Origin of the sequence: Bradyrhizobium sp. CCGE-LA001, from assembly GCF_000296215.2 — a bacterium.
Classification (GTDB): domain Bacteria; phylum Pseudomonadota; class Alphaproteobacteria; order Rhizobiales; family Xanthobacteraceae; genus Bradyrhizobium.
Genome location: NZ_CP013949.1, coordinates 5,608,894 through 5,628,004, shown reverse-complemented (window position 1 = coordinate 5,628,004; position 19,111 = coordinate 5,608,894). Strand labels below are relative to the sequence as shown.

At 65.5% G+C, this 19,111-nt stretch carries 16 protein-coding genes and 1 pseudogene; 5 read left to right on the top strand and 12 right to left on the bottom strand.

What is annotated here, in order from left to right; translation table 11 throughout:
- The first annotated feature begins 362 nt into the window (after positions 1 to 362).
- From BCCGELA001_RS36170 to uraD, 4 genes and pseudogenes are all read left to right on the top strand, one after another.
- Positions 363 to 639, top strand: a pseudogene (locus BCCGELA001_RS36170) (hypothetical protein).
- Between the two features lie 89 nt (positions 640 to 728).
- A complete protein-coding gene (locus tag BCCGELA001_RS26340) occupies positions 729 to 1,142 on the top strand; it encodes a DUF3830 family protein (protein ID WP_014493672.1) in 414 nt (137 codons plus the stop codon).
- Positions 1,143 to 2,078, top strand: coding sequence for an allantoinase PuuE (gene puuE / locus BCCGELA001_RS26335; RefSeq protein WP_008555871.1), 936 nt, complete (start codon positions 1,143 to 1,145; stop codon positions 2,076 to 2,078).
- Between the two features lie 5 nt (positions 2,079 to 2,083).
- Positions 2,084 to 2,971 carry a 2-oxo-4-hydroxy-4-carboxy-5-ureidoimidazoline decarboxylase gene (gene uraD / locus BCCGELA001_RS26330; protein WP_060736663.1) on the top strand — a complete coding sequence of 296 codons (888 nt, stop codon included), beginning with the start codon at positions 2,084 to 2,086 and terminating at the stop codon, positions 2,969 to 2,971.
- Here the strand turns inward: uraD and BCCGELA001_RS26325 are convergent.
- Positions 2,968 to 5,694 (bottom strand): molybdopterin-dependent oxidoreductase, encoded by a 2,727-nt coding sequence (locus BCCGELA001_RS26325; protein ID WP_060736662.1) that lies wholly within the window; start codon positions 5,692 to 5,694, stop codon positions 2,968 to 2,970. The genes uraD and BCCGELA001_RS26325 overlap by 4 nt on opposite strands.
- Positions 5,691 to 6,518 carry an FAD binding domain-containing protein gene (locus tag BCCGELA001_RS26320; protein ID WP_008555855.1) on the bottom strand — a complete coding sequence of 276 codons (828 nt, stop codon included), beginning with the start codon at positions 6,516 to 6,518 and terminating at the stop codon, positions 5,691 to 5,693. The genes BCCGELA001_RS26325 and BCCGELA001_RS26320 overlap by 4 nt, the downstream gene beginning before the upstream one ends.
- 136 nt (positions 6,519 to 6,654) lie before the next feature.
- Between BCCGELA001_RS26320 and BCCGELA001_RS26315 the strand changes: the two genes are divergently transcribed.
- Positions 6,655 to 8,004 (top strand): 8-oxoguanine deaminase, encoded by a 1,350-nt coding sequence (locus tag BCCGELA001_RS26315; RefSeq protein WP_008555852.1) that lies wholly within the window; start codon positions 6,655 to 6,657, stop codon positions 8,002 to 8,004.
- A 111-nt stretch (positions 8,005 to 8,115) separates the two neighbouring features.
- On the opposite strand, the gene BCCGELA001_RS26310 is transcribed toward BCCGELA001_RS26315, so the two are convergent.
- From BCCGELA001_RS26310 to BCCGELA001_RS26265, 10 genes are all read right to left on the bottom strand, one after another.
- A complete protein-coding gene (locus BCCGELA001_RS26310; protein ID WP_008555850.1) occupies positions 8,116 to 9,192 on the bottom strand; it encodes a BMP family ABC transporter substrate-binding protein in 1,077 nt (358 codons plus the stop codon).
- A gap of 76 nt (positions 9,193 to 9,268) precedes the next feature.
- Positions 9,269 to 10,186, bottom strand: a complete 918-nt coding sequence (locus BCCGELA001_RS26305; RefSeq protein WP_008555848.1) for an ABC transporter permease — start codon at positions 10,184 to 10,186, stop codon at positions 9,269 to 9,271.
- Complete coding sequence (locus BCCGELA001_RS26300) at positions 10,173 to 11,264, bottom strand: ABC transporter permease (RefSeq protein WP_008555847.1); 1,092 nt, start codon at positions 11,262 to 11,264, stop codon at positions 10,173 to 10,175. The genes BCCGELA001_RS26305 and BCCGELA001_RS26300 overlap by 14 nt, the downstream gene beginning before the upstream one ends.
- Positions 11,248 to 12,819: an ABC transporter ATP-binding protein gene (locus tag BCCGELA001_RS26295; protein ID WP_060736661.1), complete on the bottom strand. Its 1,572-nt coding sequence runs from the start codon at positions 12,817 to 12,819 to the stop codon at positions 11,248 to 11,250. The genes BCCGELA001_RS26300 and BCCGELA001_RS26295 overlap by 17 nt, the downstream gene beginning before the upstream one ends.
- Positions 12,820 to 13,130: 311 nt before the next feature.
- Positions 13,131 to 13,616 carry a nucleoside deaminase gene (locus BCCGELA001_RS26290; RefSeq protein ID WP_008555839.1) on the bottom strand — a complete coding sequence of 162 codons (486 nt, stop codon included), beginning with the start codon at positions 13,614 to 13,616 and terminating at the stop codon, positions 13,131 to 13,133.
- Between the two features lie 13 nt (positions 13,617 to 13,629).
- The gene (locus BCCGELA001_RS26285; protein WP_083543392.1) at positions 13,630 to 15,162 is read right to left on the bottom strand and encodes an ABC transporter ATP-binding protein; all 1,533 of its coding nucleotides are present in this window, start codon (positions 15,160 to 15,162) and stop codon (positions 13,630 to 13,632) included.
- Positions 15,159 to 15,842, bottom strand: a complete 684-nt coding sequence (gene biuH / locus BCCGELA001_RS26280; protein ID WP_008555826.1) for a biuret amidohydrolase — start codon at positions 15,840 to 15,842, stop codon at positions 15,159 to 15,161. The genes BCCGELA001_RS26285 and biuH overlap by 4 nt, the downstream gene beginning before the upstream one ends.
- Before the next feature lie 11 nt (positions 15,843 to 15,853).
- Positions 15,854 to 16,780 (bottom strand): ABC transporter permease, encoded by a 927-nt coding sequence (locus tag BCCGELA001_RS26275; RefSeq protein ID WP_060736660.1) that lies wholly within the window; start codon positions 16,778 to 16,780, stop codon positions 15,854 to 15,856.
- On the bottom strand, positions 16,780 to 17,892 hold the full coding sequence (locus BCCGELA001_RS26270; RefSeq protein WP_008555813.1) for an ABC transporter permease: 1,113 nt from the start codon (positions 17,890 to 17,892) through the stop codon (positions 16,780 to 16,782). Before BCCGELA001_RS26270 ends, BCCGELA001_RS26275 begins: the two co-directional genes overlap by 1 nt.
- Positions 17,889 to 19,001 (bottom strand): BMP family ABC transporter substrate-binding protein, encoded by a 1,113-nt coding sequence (locus BCCGELA001_RS26265; RefSeq protein ID WP_060736659.1) that lies wholly within the window; start codon positions 18,999 to 19,001, stop codon positions 17,889 to 17,891. Before BCCGELA001_RS26265 ends, BCCGELA001_RS26270 begins: the two co-directional genes overlap by 4 nt.
- Positions 19,002 to 19,111 lie beyond the last annotated feature (110 nt).

Here is a 19,111-nt window from a genome sequence, read left to right as displayed (position 1 = left end):
GCGGGGAATGACAGTGGAGGTTGGAGAGCCAGCTATCGCTCCATACTCGTCATTGCAAGGAGCGAAGCGCCGAAGCAATCCAGAGCCGTCCCGCGGACGGATTCTGGATTGCTTCGTCGCAAGGGCTCCTCGCAATGACGAGTGGAGAGTACACGCACCATACTGCGCTCCCGTGCCCCGGACGCAGCGCAACGTCGCTTGGATGGCGCGCTGCAGAGCCGGGACACGAGACTGCGCCATCACGCCCCGCCTGAAGCTCCGTCGACACCGGCCAATTATTCAGCAATCGCCCCCGCGGCGCCGATGGACTTGCCCGCCGCAATCCGGTTCAATAGGGGCAATTGAGTTTCCAGGCGACAACGATGTCGAGATATCTGCTGGTCCTTCTGCTGATCGCCTCGCCGGCGGCGGCGCAAGTCAAGATCGCGCCGAAGGCCAATACGGCGCATCCCGATCCCTGTGCTCCGATCGGGCGCACCGCGGATGGCAAGCTGGTCTACTCCATGGAAATGCGAGACCCTGCCGGCGCCCTCCGCGCCGCCGCAGGCGGAGCTGAAGGAAGCACCCACGCCGGCCGCCGAGCCCGAGCCGGAGGTGCGGCGGAGTGGCATTTTCGGCTGGTCCTACGACCGCAGGTAGGGCCGCGCGCCCCTTGCGCGAAGCTGTCGGGAATGCTTTTTGCCGGAAACGACCCCGTGGGGCCTAGGCCCCCGACCCAGAGAGATGAGATGAGCAAACTCGTTATCCGCGCCGGCGATTTCACCTTTGATGCCCGTTTCGAGGAGCAGCTGGCGCCCAAGACCGTCGCCGCGTTCCGCAAGGCGCTGCCGTTCGAAAGCCACATCATCCACGTGCGCTGGAGCGGCGAGGGGGTGTGGATGCCGCTCGGCGATCTCGATTTCGGCGTCGGCTACGAGAACCACACGAGCTATCCCGCGCCCGGCCAGATCATCCTTTATCCCGGCGGCATCAGCGAGACCGAGATCCTGCTCGCCTATGGCGGCGTGCACTTCGCGAGCAAGATGGGCCAGCTCGCCGGCAACCATTTCATCACGCTGACCTCGGGCCTGGAGAATCTGGCGACGCTGGGCAAGAGCGTGCTGTGGAAGGGCGCTCTGCCGATCCGCTTCGAGGAAGTCTGAGTGGCTGACGCAAGCTACCCGCGCGATCTCCGCGGCTACGGCCGCAACCCGCCGCATCCGCAATGGCCCGGCAATGCGCGGGTCGCGGTGCAGTTCGTCGTCAATTTCGAAGAGGGCGGCGAAAACAACATCCTGCACGGCGATCGTGCCTCCGAAGCCTTCCTGTCCGACGTGCTCGGCGCGCAGCCATGGCCGGGTCAGCGCCATGCCAATATCGAATCCATGTTCGAATATGGTTCGCGCGCCGGATTCTGGCGACTGTGGCGCATGTTCACCGCGCGCAACTGGCCGACCACCGTTTTCGGCGTCGCCACCGCGCTGAAGCGCAACCCAGAGATCGTTGCGGCGATGAAGGAAGCGGGCTGGGATATCGCCAGCCACAGCCTGAAATGGATTGAGCACAAGGACATGACCGAGGCGCAGGAGCGCGCCGAGATCGCCGAATCCATTCGCGTCCATACCGAGGCGACTGGCGCAAGGCCCCTCGGCTGGTACACCGGCCGCTCCTCGATCAACACCAACCGTCTGCTGACGGAGGAGGGCGGCTTCCTCTATCTCTGCGACTCCTATGCCGACGATCTGCCCTACTGGGTCAAGGGAGCGAACGGCAAGCAGCTCATGATTCCCTACACGCTCGATGCCAACGACATGCGCTTCATCAACCCGCAAGGGTTTGCCGAAGGCGAGCAGTTCTTCACCTATCTGAAGGACGCCTTCGACGTGCTCTATGCCGAAGGCGAGACCGCGCCGAAGATGATGTCAGTGGGCCTGCACTGCCGTCTCGCCGGCCGGCCCGGCCGCGCCGCAGGCTTGATCCGGTTCCTGGACCATATCGGCAAGCACGAGCGCGTCTGGGTGCCGACGCGATTGCAGATCGCGCAGCATTGGCACGACAAGCACGCGCATCTCGCGGCCGATGCGTTCGAGATCGGATAAAGGTGATGTCGCAGATTTCCCTGGCCGATCTCAATGCCGCGAGCAACGCGGATTTCGTCGCCGCGCTCGCCAACGTCGTCGAATATTCGCCGTGGATCGCCGAGAAGCTTGCAGGCCAGCGGCCATTCGCCGGCATCAACCAGCTGCACGCTGCGCTGATGGCGGCGATCCAGAGTGCGGAGCCCGATGTGCAGCTGGCATTGATCCGGGCGCACCCCGATCTCGCCAACAAGACGCAGCGCGCCGCCGGCCTCACGGCGGACTCCACTGACGAGCAGAACAGCGCCGGGCTCGATAGGTTGTCGGACGCCGAATACGCCGCGTTCGAGCGCGTCAACAGCGCCTATCGTGAAAAATTCGGCTTCCCCTATATCGTCTGCGTGCGTCGGCACACCAGGGATTCCATCCTGCGCGACTTCGAGACACGGCTGCTCAACATCGCCAAGACCGAGACGCGCCGCGCGATCGAGGAGATCGGCCGCATCTCCGCGCTGCGGCTCGATCAGCTCGTCATTGCCGACGACAAGCTGAACGTGCACGGCCGCCTGTCGACGCATGTGCTGGACAATCACGTCGGCAAGCCCGCGTCCGGTATTCCGGTTGAGCTTGTCGAGCTGTCCGCGCTCGGTCAGAGCCGCGTCATTGCCCGCACTGTCACCAATGCAGACGGCCGCACCGATCGGCCGCTGATAGGCGGCCGCCCGCTGCCGATCGGCCGTTACGAGCTCCGCTTCAGCGTGGCCAAATATTACGCTGCGCGCAACGTGGCGCTGGCCGACCCGCCGTTTCTCGACCAGATCCCGCTGCACTTCGCGATCAGCGAGCCGGAGAGCCACTATCACGTGCCGCTGCTGGTCACGCCCTGGAGCTATTCGACTTATCGCGGCAGCTAGCTGCCGAACTTGTCGAGCAATGCCGGAAACAGCCGGTCCGGCTTGAAGGGCGGTGCAGTGAAGCGGATGCCGGTGGCGTCGGCGATGGCATTGCCGAGCGCGGCGGCGACCGGATTGTACGGACTCTCGCTCATCGACTTCGCGCCCAGCGGTCCGATCGTGTCGGTCGTCTCGGCGAAGAGAACCTCGGTACGGGGCACGTCGGCGAAGGAGGGCAGGTGATAGTCGCGGAACTTGGCATTGATGACCCGGCCGTCCGCGTCGATCGCCATCTCCTCGTAGAGCGCCGCACCAAGCGCCTGAGCGACACCACCTTCGACCTGCCCGCGGCATTGCATGGGATTGGCGACGATTCCTGCGTCTGCCGCCTGCACGCTCCGGAGAATCCTGAGCTCGCCGGTGCCCTTGTTCACGGCGACGCGGAAGCCCTGGACGTTGAAACCGACCGTACGCGGCGTGCCGTCGGAATGGCCGTGCGCTGCGAGCGGCTCGCCGCGTTCGCGCGCGAGCCTTGCCAGCTCGACGAAGGACATGCGTCGCACGCCGCTGACGACGGCCTCGGCTTCGAGCGTGCAACTGGCGACGTCGCAGAGCCAGGCGCTCGCGGCCGCGGCTTTCAGCTCGGTCGCGAGTTGCATGGCCGCCGCATGTGTCGCCTTGCCCGCGACGAACATGCCCGCGCTGCCATAGGCGCCGGTGTCGTGGCCGCCATGGGCGGTGTCGGACTGATGCAGACGGATCCTGTCGACGGTGGTCGCCAGCGTCGTCGCGGCGATCTGCCGGTGCACGGTGCTGGTGCCGTTGCCGAATTCGGCGGTGCCGACGGTGAGGTCGAAGCCGCCGTCGTCGTTGAGCGCGACCACGGCGTCGGCGAGATGGCCGGCCGGCGGCGCGGAATCGATCATGGTGAGAGCGACGCCGTCGCCGATCAGCCATTCCGGCGGCAAGTCCGGCTGCGGGCCCTCGGCTTGCATGGCGCGCTCGACGAGGTCGAGGCACTGGTCGAGTCCGTAGGAGCCATAGACGACGTCGTGAAACTCGGACGGCGGCGGCGACAGCATGGGATCGCCGGGCCTGACGATGTTGCGCCGGCGCATCTCGTAGGGGCTGATGCCGAGCTGGCTTGCCAGCTCGTCGATCGCAGCCTCCACGGCGATCAACGCCTGCGGCAGGCCGTAGCCGCGAAACGCTCCCGCCGGGACCGTGTTGGTGTAGACCGCGGCGCCATCGACCCGCTTGTTCGGGCAGTTGTAGACGCTGATGGACTCGGCCATCGCGTGGAACATCACCGGGCCGGCATGATTGCCGTAAGCTCCGGTGTTGGAGAGCACGTCGAGCTGGAGTGCGGTGAGCTTGCCGTCGGCATCGGCGCCGGCCTCGATGTGGACCCGCATCGGATGCCGCGTCGACGTCGCGATGAACTGCTCCTCGCGGGTCAGCTCCAGCTTCACCGGCCGTCCGGTCTTGAGTGTTGCGAGCGCCAGGATGTCCTCGACGAACATCTCCTGCTTGCCGCCGAAGCCGCCGCCGACGCGCTCGCAGAACACGCGGACCTTGTCCAGGGGGAGCTCGAAGATGTCAGACAGCGCGCGCCGGGTCAGGAACGGCACCTGGGTCGAGGTGCGGACGTTGAGCACGCCTGCATCGTCGAGCCAGGCGAGGCCGCCGTGGGTCTCCAGCGCGGCATGCTGCACACGATGACTGTGGAAGGTGCCCTCATAGGTGACGGCAGACGTGGCGAGCGCCGCTGCGACGTCGCCGAATTCGCCATGGGTCTCCGCGACGAGGTTGCGTTGGGCGTCGGCGACGCGGTTCGCGGTGGTGCGGTCGGGATGAACGAGGGGCGCGCCGGGCGCCATCGCCTGCTCCGGATCGATCAGTGCCGGCAGGATCTCGTAGTCGACCTTGAGCCGCCGGCACGCCTCCTCGGCCGCGGCTTCGCTCTCGGCGACGATTGCGGCGACCTTCTGGCCGACGAAGCGGACGACGTCATCGAGAACGCGGGTGTCCTCGGGATCCATCCAGTCCTTTTCATGTCGCGCGGTCGAGATCAGGACCGACGGCGCATCCTCATGCGTCAGCACGGCGAGCACGCCGGCGACACGAAGGGCGTCCGACTTGTCGATCGCGACGATCCTGGCGTGAGCGTGAGGCGAGCGCAGCAGCTTGATGTGCAACAGACCTTCGATTGCGGTGTCGAAGGTGTAGCGGGCCTTGCCGCGCACGATATCGGGACCCGCCGGCGCCGGCAGGCTGCGGCCGAAGGCGGCGCCTGCCTCGACGCTTCCCTCGACATTGGACTTGCCGAGGACCGCATCCTCGATCGAGCGATAACCGGTGCAGCGGCAGATGTTGCCCTTTAACGCGGTGCCCAGATCGGTGCGCTGCGCCTGGTTCAGCGAGGCGCAGGTCAGGATCATGCCGGCGGTGCAGAAGCCGCATTGAAAGCCTTGCGCGGCGAGGAAGGCCTGCTGCATCGGGTGTGCGCCGTGGTCGGCACCGAGACCTTCGATCGTGGTCACGTTGCGCCCCTCGGCCCGGAATGCCGGGATCAGGCAGCTATGCACCGGCTCGCCGTCCAGCAGCACGGTGCAGGCGCCGCAATCGCCGGCGTCGCAGCCCTTTTTCACCCCGAAATGGCCGAGCTCGCGCAGGAACGTGCGCAGGCACTGGCCGGCGCGCGGCGCTTGCGAAAACGCCTTGCCGTTGATCTCGAAGCTCATGACGGCGCTCCGGCAGCGAGCTCGCTGCGGATCTCCTCGGCGAGCCGCAGCGTCATGTGCTTGCGCCACAGTGGTTTGCCGTGGATATCGGTGTGGTACAGGTCGTCGGTGATCTGCTGCGTGATCGCGTCGCGAAGCCCGCCGGCGTCCGGCGCTTTGCGAAAGGTCAGCTGGATCGGCCGCACCGTTGATGCCGTCACCGTCAGCGTCAGCGAGCCATCCGGATCGAGGCTGCCGATCAGCAGCGCTGCCGAGCGGCCAACGGCCGCCAGCGAGATCTGGCGAAAGGCGGTGCGGCGCCTCAATGCAGCAATCGGGATATCGATCTGCCGGATCAGGTCGCCTGGCATCAGGCGGTTGCGCTGGTTGCCGGTGACGAAGTCGACGACCGGAATCCTCTGCTCGCCGCCATCGGCCTTCCAGACGGTACAGACGCCGTCGAGCGCCGACGTCAGCGAGATCATCGGTCCCGCCGGCAGCGACATGCAGAGATTGCCGCCGACGGTCGCAGTCTTCCAGATCTTGAACGAAGCGAGAAAGGCCCGGCAGCACTGGCCGATCAGCGGCGCTGCGAGCCAGTCGGACGGGCAGGCGAGACCATCGAGCTCTGCGATGGTGCAGGTGGCGGCGATCGAGAGGTGGCTCTCGGTGATCGTCAGCGCCGGCCATTTCAGATCGGTGAGATCGATCAACCGCCGCAAATGGACCTGCGGTTCCGAGAACAGCCAGGTGCCGCCTGCGAGCCAAGCATCACCTGCCGTCCAGACGGGTAGTTGCGCGCGCGTTTGCGGATGGGCGACTGCTGTGATGGTATTCAAGTCCATGGCTGTGCCAAAGCTTCCGCCCAGTGAATCGTACGGACGAGTCTTGCAAGACCGGAGCCAAGTCGCAAGGAACAAGTCGTAGCGTTCGGGCACTTGGCCGAATGCTCGTCGCGTGAATGTGAGGGGAAGTGGGATCATGAGCGACTTAAAGCCGATCTGGATCAAGGACCCTCTCGCCATCCTCGCAGACGGCGCCGAGCGTGGAATCGTCGTGAGGGACGGCCGCATCGTCGAGCTCGTGCCAGCCGGCGGGACGCCGGCGACCGCGGACGTCGCGGTGTTCCATGCGGGCGATCACGTCGTGCTGCCGGGCCTGATCAACACCCATCATCATTTCTACCAGACGCTGACGCGGGCGTTGCCGGCGGCGATGGACCGCGAGCTGTTCCCCTGGCTCCAGGCGCTCTACCCGGTCTGGGCGAAGCTGACGCCGGAAGCGCTCGAGCTCGGCGTCACCGTGGCGATGTCCGAATTGCTGCTGTCGGGGTGCACGACGACGACCGATCACCACTACGTCTTCCCGGCGGGACTCGAGGAAGCCGTGGATATCGAAGTCGCCGTGGCCAGGCGGCTCGGCATGCGTGTGCTGCTGACGCGCGGCTCGATGAACCTGTCGCAGCGCAACGGCGGTCTGCCGCCGGACAGCGTGGTGCAGGACGAGGACACCATTCTTGCCGACAGCGCGCGCGTCGTTGCCAAGCATCATCAGCGCGGCATGGATGCGATGGTGCAGATCGGGCTGGCGCCGTGCTCGCCGTTCTCGGTGACGACGTTGCTGATGCGCGCGACCGCCGATCTCGCCGACAAGCTCGACGTGCGCTTGCACACCCATCTCGCCGAGACCGAGGACGAGAACAAGTTCTGCGAGCAGATGTATGGCTGCCGCCCGCTCGATTATCTCGAGCAATGCGGCTGGCTCAATGCGCGGACCTGGCTCGCCCATGGTATATTTTTCAACGCCGACGAGATGAAGCGGCTCGGAAAGGCGAAGACGTCCATCAGTCATTGCGCCTGCAGCAACCAGCTGCTCGCGTCCGGCTGCTGTCCCGTCTGCGAGATGGAGGAGGCCGGCGTCGGTATCGGGCTGGGCGTCGATGGTTCAGCCTCGAACGATGGATCGAACCTGATGCAGGAGGTCCGTGCCGCCTTCCTGCTGCAACGCGCGCGTTATGGCGTCACGAAGGTCAGTCACAAGGACGCGCTGCGCTGGGCCACCAAGGGCTCGGCGGCCTGCGTCGGCCGGCCGGAACTCGGCGAGATCGCCGTCGGCAAGGCTGCCGATCTCGCGCTGTTCAGGCTCGACGAACTGCGCTTCTCAGGCCACGGCGATCCGCTGGCCGCCCTAGTGCTGTGCGGGGCGCACCGCGCCGACCGGGTGATGGTGGCAGGCAAATGGACTGTGATCGACGGCGCGATCCCGGGCCTCGATGCGGCAGATCTCATCCGCCGCCACAGTTCGGCGGCGCGGGCGATGCAGGCCGGATAGTTCCAAGGCAAGATAGAAAGAGGGGGCGACCACAAGTGCCGGGTGCTTCTGGCCACCCCCTCCGAACCTCCTCCGGGAGGAGCAGGTGAGTTAGTCAATGCAAGAAGCGTGCTACTTGCCCGGCAGCTTGTCTTCGATGCCCTTCACGTAGAAATTCATGCCGAGGATCTGGCCGTCGTCGAGGTGATCGCCGCCTTTGCATTCGACCGGCTTGCCATCGTGCCCAACGATCGGGCATTTGAACGGATGCAGCTTGCCGCCGATGATCGCGGCCTGGGCATCCTCGGCCATTTTTTTCACGTCATCAGGCATGTTGGTATAGGGCGCCATCGCGAACATGTGGCTGTCGAGGCCGCCCCAGGTGTCCTCGGACTTCCAGGTGCCGGCGAGCTCGGCCTTGACGCGCTCGATGTAGTAAGGGCCCCAGGTGTCCAGGATCGAGGTGAGCTGGGTCTTGGGCCCGAACTTGATCATCTCGGAATCCTGGCCGAAGGCCAGCTTGCCGCGTTCGCTGGCGATCTGCATCGCCGCCGGCGAATCCGTGTGCTGCATGATGACGTCGGCCCCCTGATCGATGAGCGCCTTGGCGGCATCGGCCTCCTTGCCGGGGTCGAACCAGGTGTTGGCCCAGATGATCTTGACCTTGATGTTCGGATTGATGGTCTGCGCCGCCAGGATCGTCGCGTTAATGCCGGACACAACCTCCGGAATCGGGAACGAGCCGATATAGCCGAGCACGCCTGCCTTCGACATCTTGGCCGCGATCAGGCCTTGAATGTAGCGGCCCTGATACCATTTTGCCGAATAGGTCGACATGTTCGGATTGCGCTTGTAGCCGGTGGCGTGCTCGAAATGCACGTTCGGATATTTCTTGGCGACCTTAAGCGTCGGGTCCATGTATCCGAACGACGTCGTGAAGATCAGCTTGTTGCCAGCGCGGACGAGTTGCTCGATGGAGCGCTCGGCGTCGGGACCTTCGGGCACGTTCTCGAGATAGGTGGTCTCGATCTTGTCGCCTAATTCCTTCACCAGCGCCTGGCGTCCGAGATCGTGCTGATAGGTCCAGCCGAGATCTCCGATCGGACCCAGATAGACGAAACCGACCTTCAGCTTGTCCGCGGCCGAGGCTGCACCGACACTCGCGGCAAGCAAGAGCCCGGCAGCCAGTGCAAGAAGCGATTTCCTCATCGTCAATCTCCAAACATCAGGGGGAAGCCACGATCCGCAGCATGCGCGCCCCATCGCGCACGCCGTGGAATGAAACTCAGCGGTCCGGCACGAACACCGTTCCGAGCGCGGCCGGCGCGGTCGAGCCGCCGGTGCGCGCACGGGCGATAAGGACCAGCACGATGACGGTTGCGAGATAAGGCAGTGCCGACATGAACTGCGAGGGAATGCCGACGCCCCAGCCCTGGGCGTGCAATTGCAGGATCGTCACTGCGCCGAAGAGATAGGCGCCGACGACGAGGCGGCTCGGCCGCCAGGACGAGAACACCACCAGCGCCAGAGCGATCCAGCCGCGGCCCGCGGTCATGCCGGGGATGAAGAACGGCGTATAAGCGAGCGGCAGATAGGCGCCCGCAAGTCCCGCGCAGGCGCCGCCAAACATCACGGCGAAGGTGCGGATGCGCAGCACGGGATAGCCGAGTGCATGTGCGGAGACATGATTGTCACCGCAGGCGCGCAGGATCAGTCCCGCGCGCGTGCGGTACAGGAACCACCAGACGCCGACGATGAGTGCGATGGAGAAATAGACGAAACCGTCCTCGCCGAACAGTACCCGGCCGATCAGGGGAATGTCGGTGAGGCCGGGAATGGCGAGATGCGCGGCCGGCGTGATGCGCTCGCCGACGAAGCCGGCGCCGATCAGGCCAGAGAGCCCGATGCCGAGGATGGTCAGCGCGAGACCCGTTGCGACCTGATTGACGGCGAGACCGAGCGTCATCAGCGCGAAGACGAGCGACATCAGCATGCCCGCGACGATGCCGAACAGCGCCCCGATGAAGATGGATCCGGTCAGCCAGGCGCTGGCAAAGCCGCAGGCCGCGCCGACGATCATCATGCCCTCGACGCCGAGATTGAGCACACCGGAACGCTCGGTCACGAGCTCGCCGGTCGCCGCAATCAGCAGCGGCGTGGAGGCGGCAAGCACCGCGAGGATGATGGCCTCAACCAGCGCCACGTGGCACCTGTCGGTTCGAGAACACCAGCTTGAAGCGGTACAGGATGAGAGAATCGCAGGCGAGCACGTAGAACAGCAGAATGCCCTGAAACACCTTGGTGACGTCCAACGGAATCTTCATCGCGATCTGCGCCTGCTCGCCGCCGATAAAGGTCAGTGCGAGGAAGAGGCCTGCAATTAATATTCCAAGCGGGTTCAGCCGGCCGAGGAAGGCCACGATGATCGCGGTAAAGCCGTAGCCGGGCGAGATGCCCGGCTGGAGATGCCCGACGGGACCCGCGACCTCGATGATGCCTGCGAGGCCCGCCAGCGCGCCCGAGACCGCGAAGGTCAGGATGACGAGCTGATCGGCATTGAACCCGCCGAAGCGTGCGGCCCGCGGCGCAGCACCGACGACGCGGATCTCAAAACCCTTGATGGTGCGCCCGAGCAGGATCGCGGCTGCTGCGACGACGAGCAAGGAGATGATGGCGCCGAGATGCAGCCGGCCGCCCTCGATCAGCAGCGGTACGGTGGCCACCGGATCGAACTCCGCGGTGGTCGGGAAGTTGAAGCCGTGCGGATCGCGCCAGGGGCCGCGCACGAGATAGTCGAGCAGGAGATCGGCGACATAGACCAGCATCAGGCTGGTCAGGATCTCGCTGGCGCCGAACTTGACCTTGCAGATTGCAGGGATCAGCGCATAGAGCGCGCCTGCGGCGGCTGCGAGCACGAGCATGACGGGGAGCACCCAGGCCCCGGCATCGGTCCCCTGCGTCTTCACCGCGATCCAGCTTCCTGCGACGGCGCCGATCAGGAATTGACCCTCGGCGCCGATATTCCAGGCGTTGGCGAGATAGCAGAGGGAGAGCCCGATTGCGATCATCACCAGCGGTGTCGCCTTCACGGCGATCTCCTGGAGCGAATAGCCGTCGGTCAGGGGCGCGATGAAATAGGCATGAAGAGCGAGCAGCGGATTCTTGCCGAGGATCGCGAACAGGATAACCATGGTCGCGATCGTGAGGCCGATCGCGATCAGCGGAGAGATCAGCGCGATCGTGTTGGAGCGCTCCGCGCGCTTCTCAAGCACCAACTGCATGCGCGGCCTCCCTCGGCTCCAGGCTGCTGCCACCCATGAGAAGGCCGAGCTTCTCGCGGCTTGCGTCGCCCGCTGCGAGCGGTGCCGAGAGCCGGCCGTGGAACATCACGGCGATGCGGTCGGCGATCTCCGCGAGCTCGTCGAGATCCTGGCTGGTGACGAGCACCGCGGCGCCTGCGCTTGCGAGATCAAGCAGCGCCTGGCGGATGACGGCGGCGGCGCCGGCGTCAACGCCCCAGGTCGGCTGGCTCACCACCAGCACCGCGGGGTTGCGCAGGATCTCGCGTCCTACGATGAATTTCTGCAAGTTTCCGCCGGAGAGAGACGCTGCTTCCGGATCGCGCCTAGCCTTGCGCACGTCGAATGTTTCGGTTGCGCGGTCGACCGCCTTCAGGGTGGCCGCGGTATCGATGAAGCCGCGATGGACCATGCCGCTGGCCGCATGGCCGGTGAGCAGTGCGTTCTCCGACAGCCTCATGCGCGGCACGGTGCCGTGGCCGAGCCGCTCCTCGGGAACGAAGGCGGCGCCCAGCTTGCGTCGCTGCGTGATCGAGAGATGGCCTGCGGCAATGCCCTCGATCACGATGGTGCCCGGATCCTTTGACAGGCGCTCGCCGGAGAGCGCGGTGAACAATTCGTCCTGCCCGTTGCCGGCCACGCCGGCGATGCCGAGGATCTCGCCGCCCTTCAGCTCGAACGAAATGTGTTCGAGCCATACGCCATGCGCCTCGGCGGGCGCCAGCGAGAGATCGTTGACGACGAGCCGCGGCACCGTGGTCTTGCGGCCGGATGCGGCCTTCACGTCCTTGATCTCGCTGCCGACCATCATGCGCGCGAGCGAGGCGGCGGTCTCGCGCCGGGGATTGCAGGTCTCGACCTTCCTGCCGCCGCGCAGGATCGTGGCGGTGTCACAGAGGCGCTTCACCTCCTCCAGCTTGTGGCTGATGTAGAGGATGGCGCGGCCGTCAGCCTTGAGGCGTTCCAGAACGATGAAAAGCTGGTGGGCTTCCTGCGGCGTCAGCACCGCGGTGGGCTCGTCCAGGATCAGGAATCTCGGATCCTGCATCAGCGCGCGGACGATCTCGATACGCTGGCGCTCGCCGACCGACAATTGCCAGACCTCGCGTTTGGGATCGAGCGGCAGTCCATAGGTCCTCGACACCTGCTCCAGCCGCGCCGAGATGTCCTTGAAGGCCTCCTTGCCATCGAGGCCAAGCGCGACGTTCTCGGCGACGCTCAGATTGTCGAACAGCGAGAAATGCTGGAACACCATGCCGATGCCCAGGCTGCGCGCCTTCGACGGACCGGCCAGCCGGATTGGTTCGCCCTGCCAGCGAATCTCGCCGGCGCTGGGCTGGATCAATCCGTAGATCGCCTTGACCAGCGTCGACTTGCCGGCGCCGTTTTCGCCGAGCAGGGCGTGGATTTCCTTCGGCCGGATCTCGATGTCGATGGAATCATTGGCGAGAAAATCACCATAGCGCTTGGTAAGGCCGATCGCTCGAAGCAAAGGGGGCTCGCCGGAATGGAGGCCGTTAGGCGTCTGATCTGACATTCGCTGATGCGCTTGCGTGGATGAAAGTGCCTCAATTGTGGGCCAGTTTGAGCCGTCGCGTAAGAGGTGAAAAAGCCTCATCCCTTGCTCAACGCTGCGGCAGTGCGGTGGTGCCGATGAGTCGATGCTTCGGGTTTGGACGATGGTTGCCGCAAATTATGAGCAGCCGTAGCAATCGCGCCTGCGAGCGGCGCCTGTTGCAAATTTATGACGGTTTGAGCCAGTTGGAACCCGTTATGCTTCCACGGCTGCCGATGGCAGGCACGGCGCGCGGGCGCATTCGCCCCAGCTGGTAGCGGTCGCCGGGTAATCTACTTCGTCCACACGCCGTCGTGCAGCGCTGCGGCCTCGTCCTCGAGCAACGGCCCAACCACCTCGGTCGACCGCTGCCCGCTGGCAAAGACTTCGCGGCAGGACAGATCGAGCGTTGGATTGTCCGGATGATTACCCGTGATACCGCGCAGGCAGTGTTCGCTGAGGCCGTAGACCACGCGGCCGATGCCGGCCCAGTAGATTGCGCCGGCGCACATCGCGCAGGGCTCGGCAGAGGAATAGAGCGTCGCCTTCGCCAGCATCTTCCGGTCGAGTGTGCGGCAGGCCTGCGTTGCCGCGAGGCGCTCGGCATGCGCGGTGCTGTCGTGATCCGGCATGTAGCCGTTCTCGGCCTCGATCAGCACCTTGCCATCCGCATCGACGACGATGCAGCCGAAGGGATGATTGCCATGGGTGAGGGAGCGGCGGGCGACCGCGAAGGACAGGCGCAGGAAGTGCTGGTCCTGCTCCGATGCACCGTCCATAGCTCCTCCGTGATCAATGTCCCGCCATGTGCCGGCCGACCACGGTGAGATCGGCCTCGCTGGTCCGTGCTTCATACACGAATTCGCCGTGGAACATCACCACCAGCCGGTCGGAGAGTTCGAGCAATTCGTCGAGATCCTCGCTGACCAGCAGCACCGCCGCGCCGCGGTTGCGCGCGGCCATGATCTCGGCGTGGATCTGTGCGACCGCCGCGAAGTCGAGGCCGAAGCAGGGATTGGCTGCGATCAGCACCTCGACGTCACCCGCGAGCTCGCGGGCCAGCACGGCGCGCTGGACATTGCCGCCCGACAGCGCCGAGATCGGAGTATCAGGCGTGCGGGTCTTGATCTTGTACTGGGCGATCTTGGTCCTGGCGTCTTCGCGGAAGGCGCCGCGATTGAGCCACCAGCCGCCGCTGGCGAAAGGTGCACGGTCGAACTCGCGGAAGGCGATGTTGTCGGCGACGCTCATGCCGCCAACGCAGGCGTTCTTCAGCGGCTCCTCGGGCAGCAGCGACATCTTGTGGCGTCGCATCTCCTCGCGGCTGGCGCGGTAGGGATCTCCGGCAACGCGGATCTCGCCGCTTTCGGCCTCGCGCTGGCCGGCCAAAACCTCGACGAGCTGGCGCTGGCCGTTGCCGGACACACCGGCGATCCCTACGATCTCGCCGGTGCGCACGGTGAGCGATACGTCATGGACGGCGATGCCACCGGCGTCGTCGAGCGCGCGGAGCTTTTGCAGCTCGAGCCTGGCTTGGCCAGTCTCGCCGGTGCGCGGCGGCTGCACCGTCAGCTCCTCGGCGCCGATCATGGTGCGGGCCATCGCATCCGGGGTGAGCTCGGCGACCTTGCCGTGCCCGGCGAGCTTGCCGCGACGCAGGATGGTGACGTCGTCGGCGAAGGCCATGACCTCGCGGAACTTGTGCGTGATCATCAGGATGGTCAGCTCGCCCCTGACGACCATGTCGCGGAGCATGCCGAGCATCTCGTCGGCTTCCGCCGGCGTCAGCACCGAGGTCGGCTCGTCCAGGATCAGGAAACGTCGCTTCAGATAGAGCTGCTTGAGGATCTCGCACTTCTGGCGTTCGCCGGCTGAGATGTCGGAGACCTTCGCGCTGAGCGGCACCTTGAAGGGCATCCGTGCGAGGAACGCCTCAAGTTCCTTCATCTCTTTCGGCCAGTTCATCACCGCCGGCACGTCGTCGCGCGCCAGCACGAGATTCTCCGCCACCGTCATTGCCGGCACCAGCGTGAAATGCTGATAGACCATGCCAAGGCCGAGGGCATGGGCGTCCTTGGGATTGGTGATCGCTTGCTCGCGGCCGCCGACCAGGATGTCGCCCTCGGTTGCGTGGTAGTAGCCCATGATGCATTTGACGAGGGTCGACTTACCGGCACCGTTCTCGCCGAGCAGCGCGTGGAACGAGCCCGGCCGCACCTTCAGCTCGACATTGTCGAGCGCCAGGAAATCGCCGAAGCGCATCGTCATGGCGATGGCGTCGACGCCGAAAGCGCCGGGCGGCGGCGGTGTTTCGCCGATGATCACGAAATCGCTCCGATGACGGCGTCGGAGGTCGAGACCGCGCCGAACACGCCACCCTGCATCTTGATCATCTTGAGCGCGTGGTCGTGGTTGCTCTTGTCGGTCGCGCCGCAGCAATCGTGCAGCAGCACGCATTCGAAGCCGCGGTCGTTGGCCTCGCGCATGGTGGTGTGAACGCAGACGTCGGTGGTGATCCCCGTGAGGATGATGTTGTCGATGCCGCGCACCCGCAGGATCAGCTCGAGGTCGGTGGCGCAGAACGAGCCCTTGCCGGGCTTGTCGATGATCGTCTCGCCCGGCAGCGGGGCAAGCTCGGGGATGATATCCCAGCCGGGCTCACCGCGCACCAGGATGCGGCCACAAGGGCCGGGATCGCCAATGCCGGCGCCGATCTGACGCGAACGCCAGCGCTTGTTGGCGGGAAGATCGGAGAGATCGGGGCGGTGGCCTTCGCGGGTGTGGATGATGTGGAAGCCCTGCTTGCGCATCGCGGCGAGCAGCTTCCTGATCGGCTCGATCGGCGCCCGCGTCAGCGAGAGATCGTAGCCCATCTTGTCGACATAGCCCCCGACGCCGCAGAAATCGGTCTGCATGTCGATGATGACGAGCGCGGTGTTCTCGGGGCGGAGATCGCCGTTATAGGGCCAGGCATAGGGCTCGGACTTGATGTAGCGCTCAGGCATGGTGTTGCTCTCTAGCGTGTGATCGACAATTCCGCCGGGGCTCCGGTCAGCGTGCGTTTCGGCGAGCAGGTGATGATCATGATCGCCAGCGTCAGGATGTAGGGCGCGGCGTTGAAGAGGTGATAGCCGGAGGTGATGCCAACCGATTGCAGCGCCGGCCCCAGCGCCGCGGCGCCGCCGAAGGCAAGCGAGGCCCACAGGCACAGCAGAGGATCCCAACGCGCGAAGATCACGAGCGCGACCGCGGTGATACCCTGGCCCGAGGAGAGGCCCTCGTTCCAGCTGCCAGGGTAGAACAGCGACAGGAACGAGCCGCCGATGCCGGCGAGGAAGCCGCCGACCATGGTGGCGCGCAGCCGGATCAGCGACACGGAATGGCCCATCGCGCGCGCGGCATCGGAGCTCTCGCCGGCCGTGCGGATAAGCAAGCCCCAGCGCGTGGTGCGGAAGGCCCAGTACAGGATCGGCGCGAGCGCGACGCCGATCAAGAACAGGACATTGACGCGCAGCGCGGCGCGCACCTGCGGAACGTCGCTCCACCAGCCGAAATCGATCGCGGGCAGGCGCGCCGCGGTGGGCTCGATCAGCGGCTTGCCGAGATAGAAGGCGAGGCCGGTGCCGAGCAGCATCAAGGCGATGCCGACCGCGATGTCGTTGACGCGCGGCAGCGAGCAGATGCCGGCGTGCAGCGCGCCGAAAAGCGCACCGGTGATGCCGGCGGCGAGCACGCCTAGCCACGGTGATCCCGAGAGATACGAGATGCCGTAGGCGCTCATCGCGCCCATCACCAGCGTGCCTTCGAGGCCGAGATTGATGCGGCCGGAGCGCTCGGTGATGCACTCCCCCAGGCTGACAAAGAGGAATGGCGTCGAGACGCGAATGGCGCCGCCGAGCACGGCGAGGGGGACGGTCCAGAGTCCGATCGATCCGTCTGCCATCAGGATTTTCCCTTCAGGAAACCGATGCGGCCGTAGAGCGCGTCGCTGGCCAGCACGAAGACGAAGATGATGCCCTGGAGCACCAGCACGGAAGCATCGGGCAGCCCCAGGCGGCGTTGCAGCAGGCCGCCGCTGGCGCTGATGCCGCCGAGCAGGATCGCGACCGGAATGATCGCAAGTGGATTCTGCCGAGCGAGGAAGGCGACGAGGATGCCGGTGAAGCCGTAACCCGCCGCGAGATTGGCGTTGGTGCGTCCTTGTACGGCGGCAACTTCGATCATGCCGGCAACGCCGGCGGCGCCGCCCGCCAGGAAGCAGATGGTCAGGATCAGCTTGTTGACGCCGAGGCCGACGATCTTCGCGGCGCGGATGTTGCCGCCGGCGACGCGCGCGGCGAAGCCGAACACGGTGTGATAGATCAGGATGTAAGCGGCGATGGCAGCGACCAGCCCGAACACCAGGCCCCAATGCACGTCGGTGCCGGGAATGGTGCCGATCATGTTGGCGGCGCCGATCTCGCGCGTCGAAGGCTTGTTGAGGCTGGCGGGATCGCGCATCGCGCCTTCGACGAGGTGGTTGAGGATCGCGAGCGCGATGTAGACGAGCAGCAGGCTCGAAATCGTTTCGTTGACGCCGCGATACTGTCGCAGGCCGCCCGACAGCATGATCCACAAGCCGCCACCGGCCACGCCGGCGCAGACCATGGCGATCTGCACGACGAGCGGCGGCATGCCCTGAAGCGCGAGCGCCGCGCTGGTCGCTGTCAGCGCGCCGATCAGCAGCGCGCCTTCGCCGCCGATGATGACCATGCCGAGTTGCGCGGGCAGCGCGGTGCAGAGTGCCGTCAGGATCAGGGGAGCAGCGCGCGTGAGCGTGTTCTGCCAGGAGAACCAGGTGCCGAACGCGCCGTAATACATGTAGAAATAGAGATCGAGCGGATTCTTGCCGGACATCGCGACGAAGATGCCGAAGACCACGAGCGCGCCGACGAGCGCCGCGCCCGGGATGAGGATGTACTCGATCGTCGCGCCGTGGCGCTGGAGAAAGCCGGGATCGGCGGCCGGGGCAATCGTCCCGGCCGCACCAGGGGAATCCGCAGCTTCGCTCGTCACGAAGTCGCTCCGAGCACGCCTTCGACGAGGTAGTCCATCTTTTCCAGCTCGGGATCCTTCTGGCCTCGATCAGTGCCGGCGGGAATCACCGTCTTGCCCTTGTTGTCGACCAGCCCGCCCTTGAAGATGGCATAGCCTTCGGCCGAGAGGAATTTGGCCTTGACCTCGTCGGCGTGCTTGCGCGCTTCGGCGGAAACAGCTTCACCATATGGCGAGGTCTTGACGATCTCCTCCTTGAGGCCGCCGCGGTAGAAGTTCGGAATGCTCTCGCCGCCGGCGATCATCTTCACGAATTTCGGATAGAGCGCTTCCCAATTCCACTCCGCGCCCGTGAGATATGCCTTCGGCGCGAGCGGCGACTGGTTGGTGTGGTAGCCGCAGACGAAGGCGCCGCGGCGCGCGGCGTTCTCGACCATGGTCTTGGGACCGTCGACATGGCAGGTGAGCACGTCGACGCCCTGGTCGATCAGGCTGTTGGTGGCCTCGGCCTCCTTGACCGGCATCGACCAGTCACCCGTGAAGATGACCTGCGTCGTGGCCTTGGGATTGGCGAGCCTGGCGCCGAGGGTGAAGGCGTTGATGTTGCGCAGCACCTGCGGGATCGGCTTTGCCGCAACGAAGCCGAGCTTGCCACCTTTCGAGGTGTAGCCGGCGACGATGCCGGAGATATATTGAGCTTCGTCGATGTAGCCGAAATAGCTGCCGGCGTTCTTCGGATCCTTGTCGCTCCAGAGGCCGCCGCAGTGCTCGAAGCGCAGCTTCGGGTATTTGGCGGCCATCTTGGTCACATGCGGATTGTAGTAGCCGAACGAGGTCGGGAAGAGCAGGGTGGCGCCGTCGAGATTGATCATGGACTCGATCGTCTTCTCGACCGCGTCGGTCTCCGGGACCTTCTCTTCCTCGACGACCTTGAGCCCGGGAATCTTTTTCAGGGCGGCAGCGCCCTGCGCATGGGCCTGGTTGTAGCCGTAGTCGTCGCGCGAGCCGACATAGATGAAGCCGATGGTCGTCTCGGCCGCGAAGGCCGGGCGGATGCCGGCGGCAGCGCCGAGGGTCAGGGCCGCACCGCCTTGCAACACATGACGTCGTGAAATCCTGCCAAAATCCATTGCTTGCCCCCCTTGGCGGATGCCCCGCCTTGACCTCGCGGCTACCGCCGGTCTGGCGGCGCCCGGGATGAAGTGTCGCAAGCTTCGTGCCACAGGCCTCGGACGGCGGC

Coding starts and splice junctions, on each gene's coding strand:
- BCCGELA001_RS26300 (WP_008555847.1), bottom strand. CDS start 11,264: ATGCAGTTGGTGCTTGAGAAGCGCGCGGAGCGCTCCAACACGATCGCG.
- BCCGELA001_RS26320 (WP_008555855.1), bottom strand. CDS start 6,518: ATGGACTTGAATACCATCACAGCAGTCGCCCATCCGCAAACGCGCGCG.
- BCCGELA001_RS26310 (WP_008555850.1), bottom strand. CDS start 9,192: ATGAGGAAATCGCTTCTTGCACTGGCTGCCGGGCTCTTGCTTGCCGCG.
- BCCGELA001_RS26275 (WP_060736660.1), bottom strand. CDS start 16,780: ATGGCAGACGGATCGATCGGACTCTGGACCGTCCCCCTCGCCGTGCTC.
- BCCGELA001_RS26340 (WP_014493672.1), top strand. CDS start 729: ATGAGCAAACTCGTTATCCGCGCCGGCGATTTCACCTTTGATGCCCGT.
- uraD (WP_060736663.1), top strand. CDS start 2,084: ATGTCGCAGATTTCCCTGGCCGATCTCAATGCCGCGAGCAACGCGGAT.
- BCCGELA001_RS26315 (WP_008555852.1), top strand. CDS start 6,655: ATGAGCGACTTAAAGCCGATCTGGATCAAGGACCCTCTCGCCATCCTC.
- BCCGELA001_RS26325 (WP_060736662.1), bottom strand. CDS start 5,694: ATGAGCTTCGAGATCAACGGCAAGGCGTTTTCGCAAGCGCCGCGCGCC.
- BCCGELA001_RS26295 (WP_060736661.1), bottom strand. CDS start 12,819: ATGTCAGATCAGACGCCTAACGGCCTCCATTCCGGCGAGCCCCCTTTG.
- biuH (WP_008555826.1), bottom strand. CDS start 15,842: ATGCCTGAGCGCTACATCAAGTCCGAGCCCTATGCCTGGCCCTATAAC.
- BCCGELA001_RS26290 (WP_008555839.1), bottom strand. CDS start 13,616: ATGGACGGTGCATCGGAGCAGGACCAGCACTTCCTGCGCCTGTCCTTC.
- BCCGELA001_RS26265 (WP_060736659.1), bottom strand. CDS start 19,001: ATGGATTTTGGCAGGATTTCACGACGTCATGTGTTGCAAGGCGGTGCG.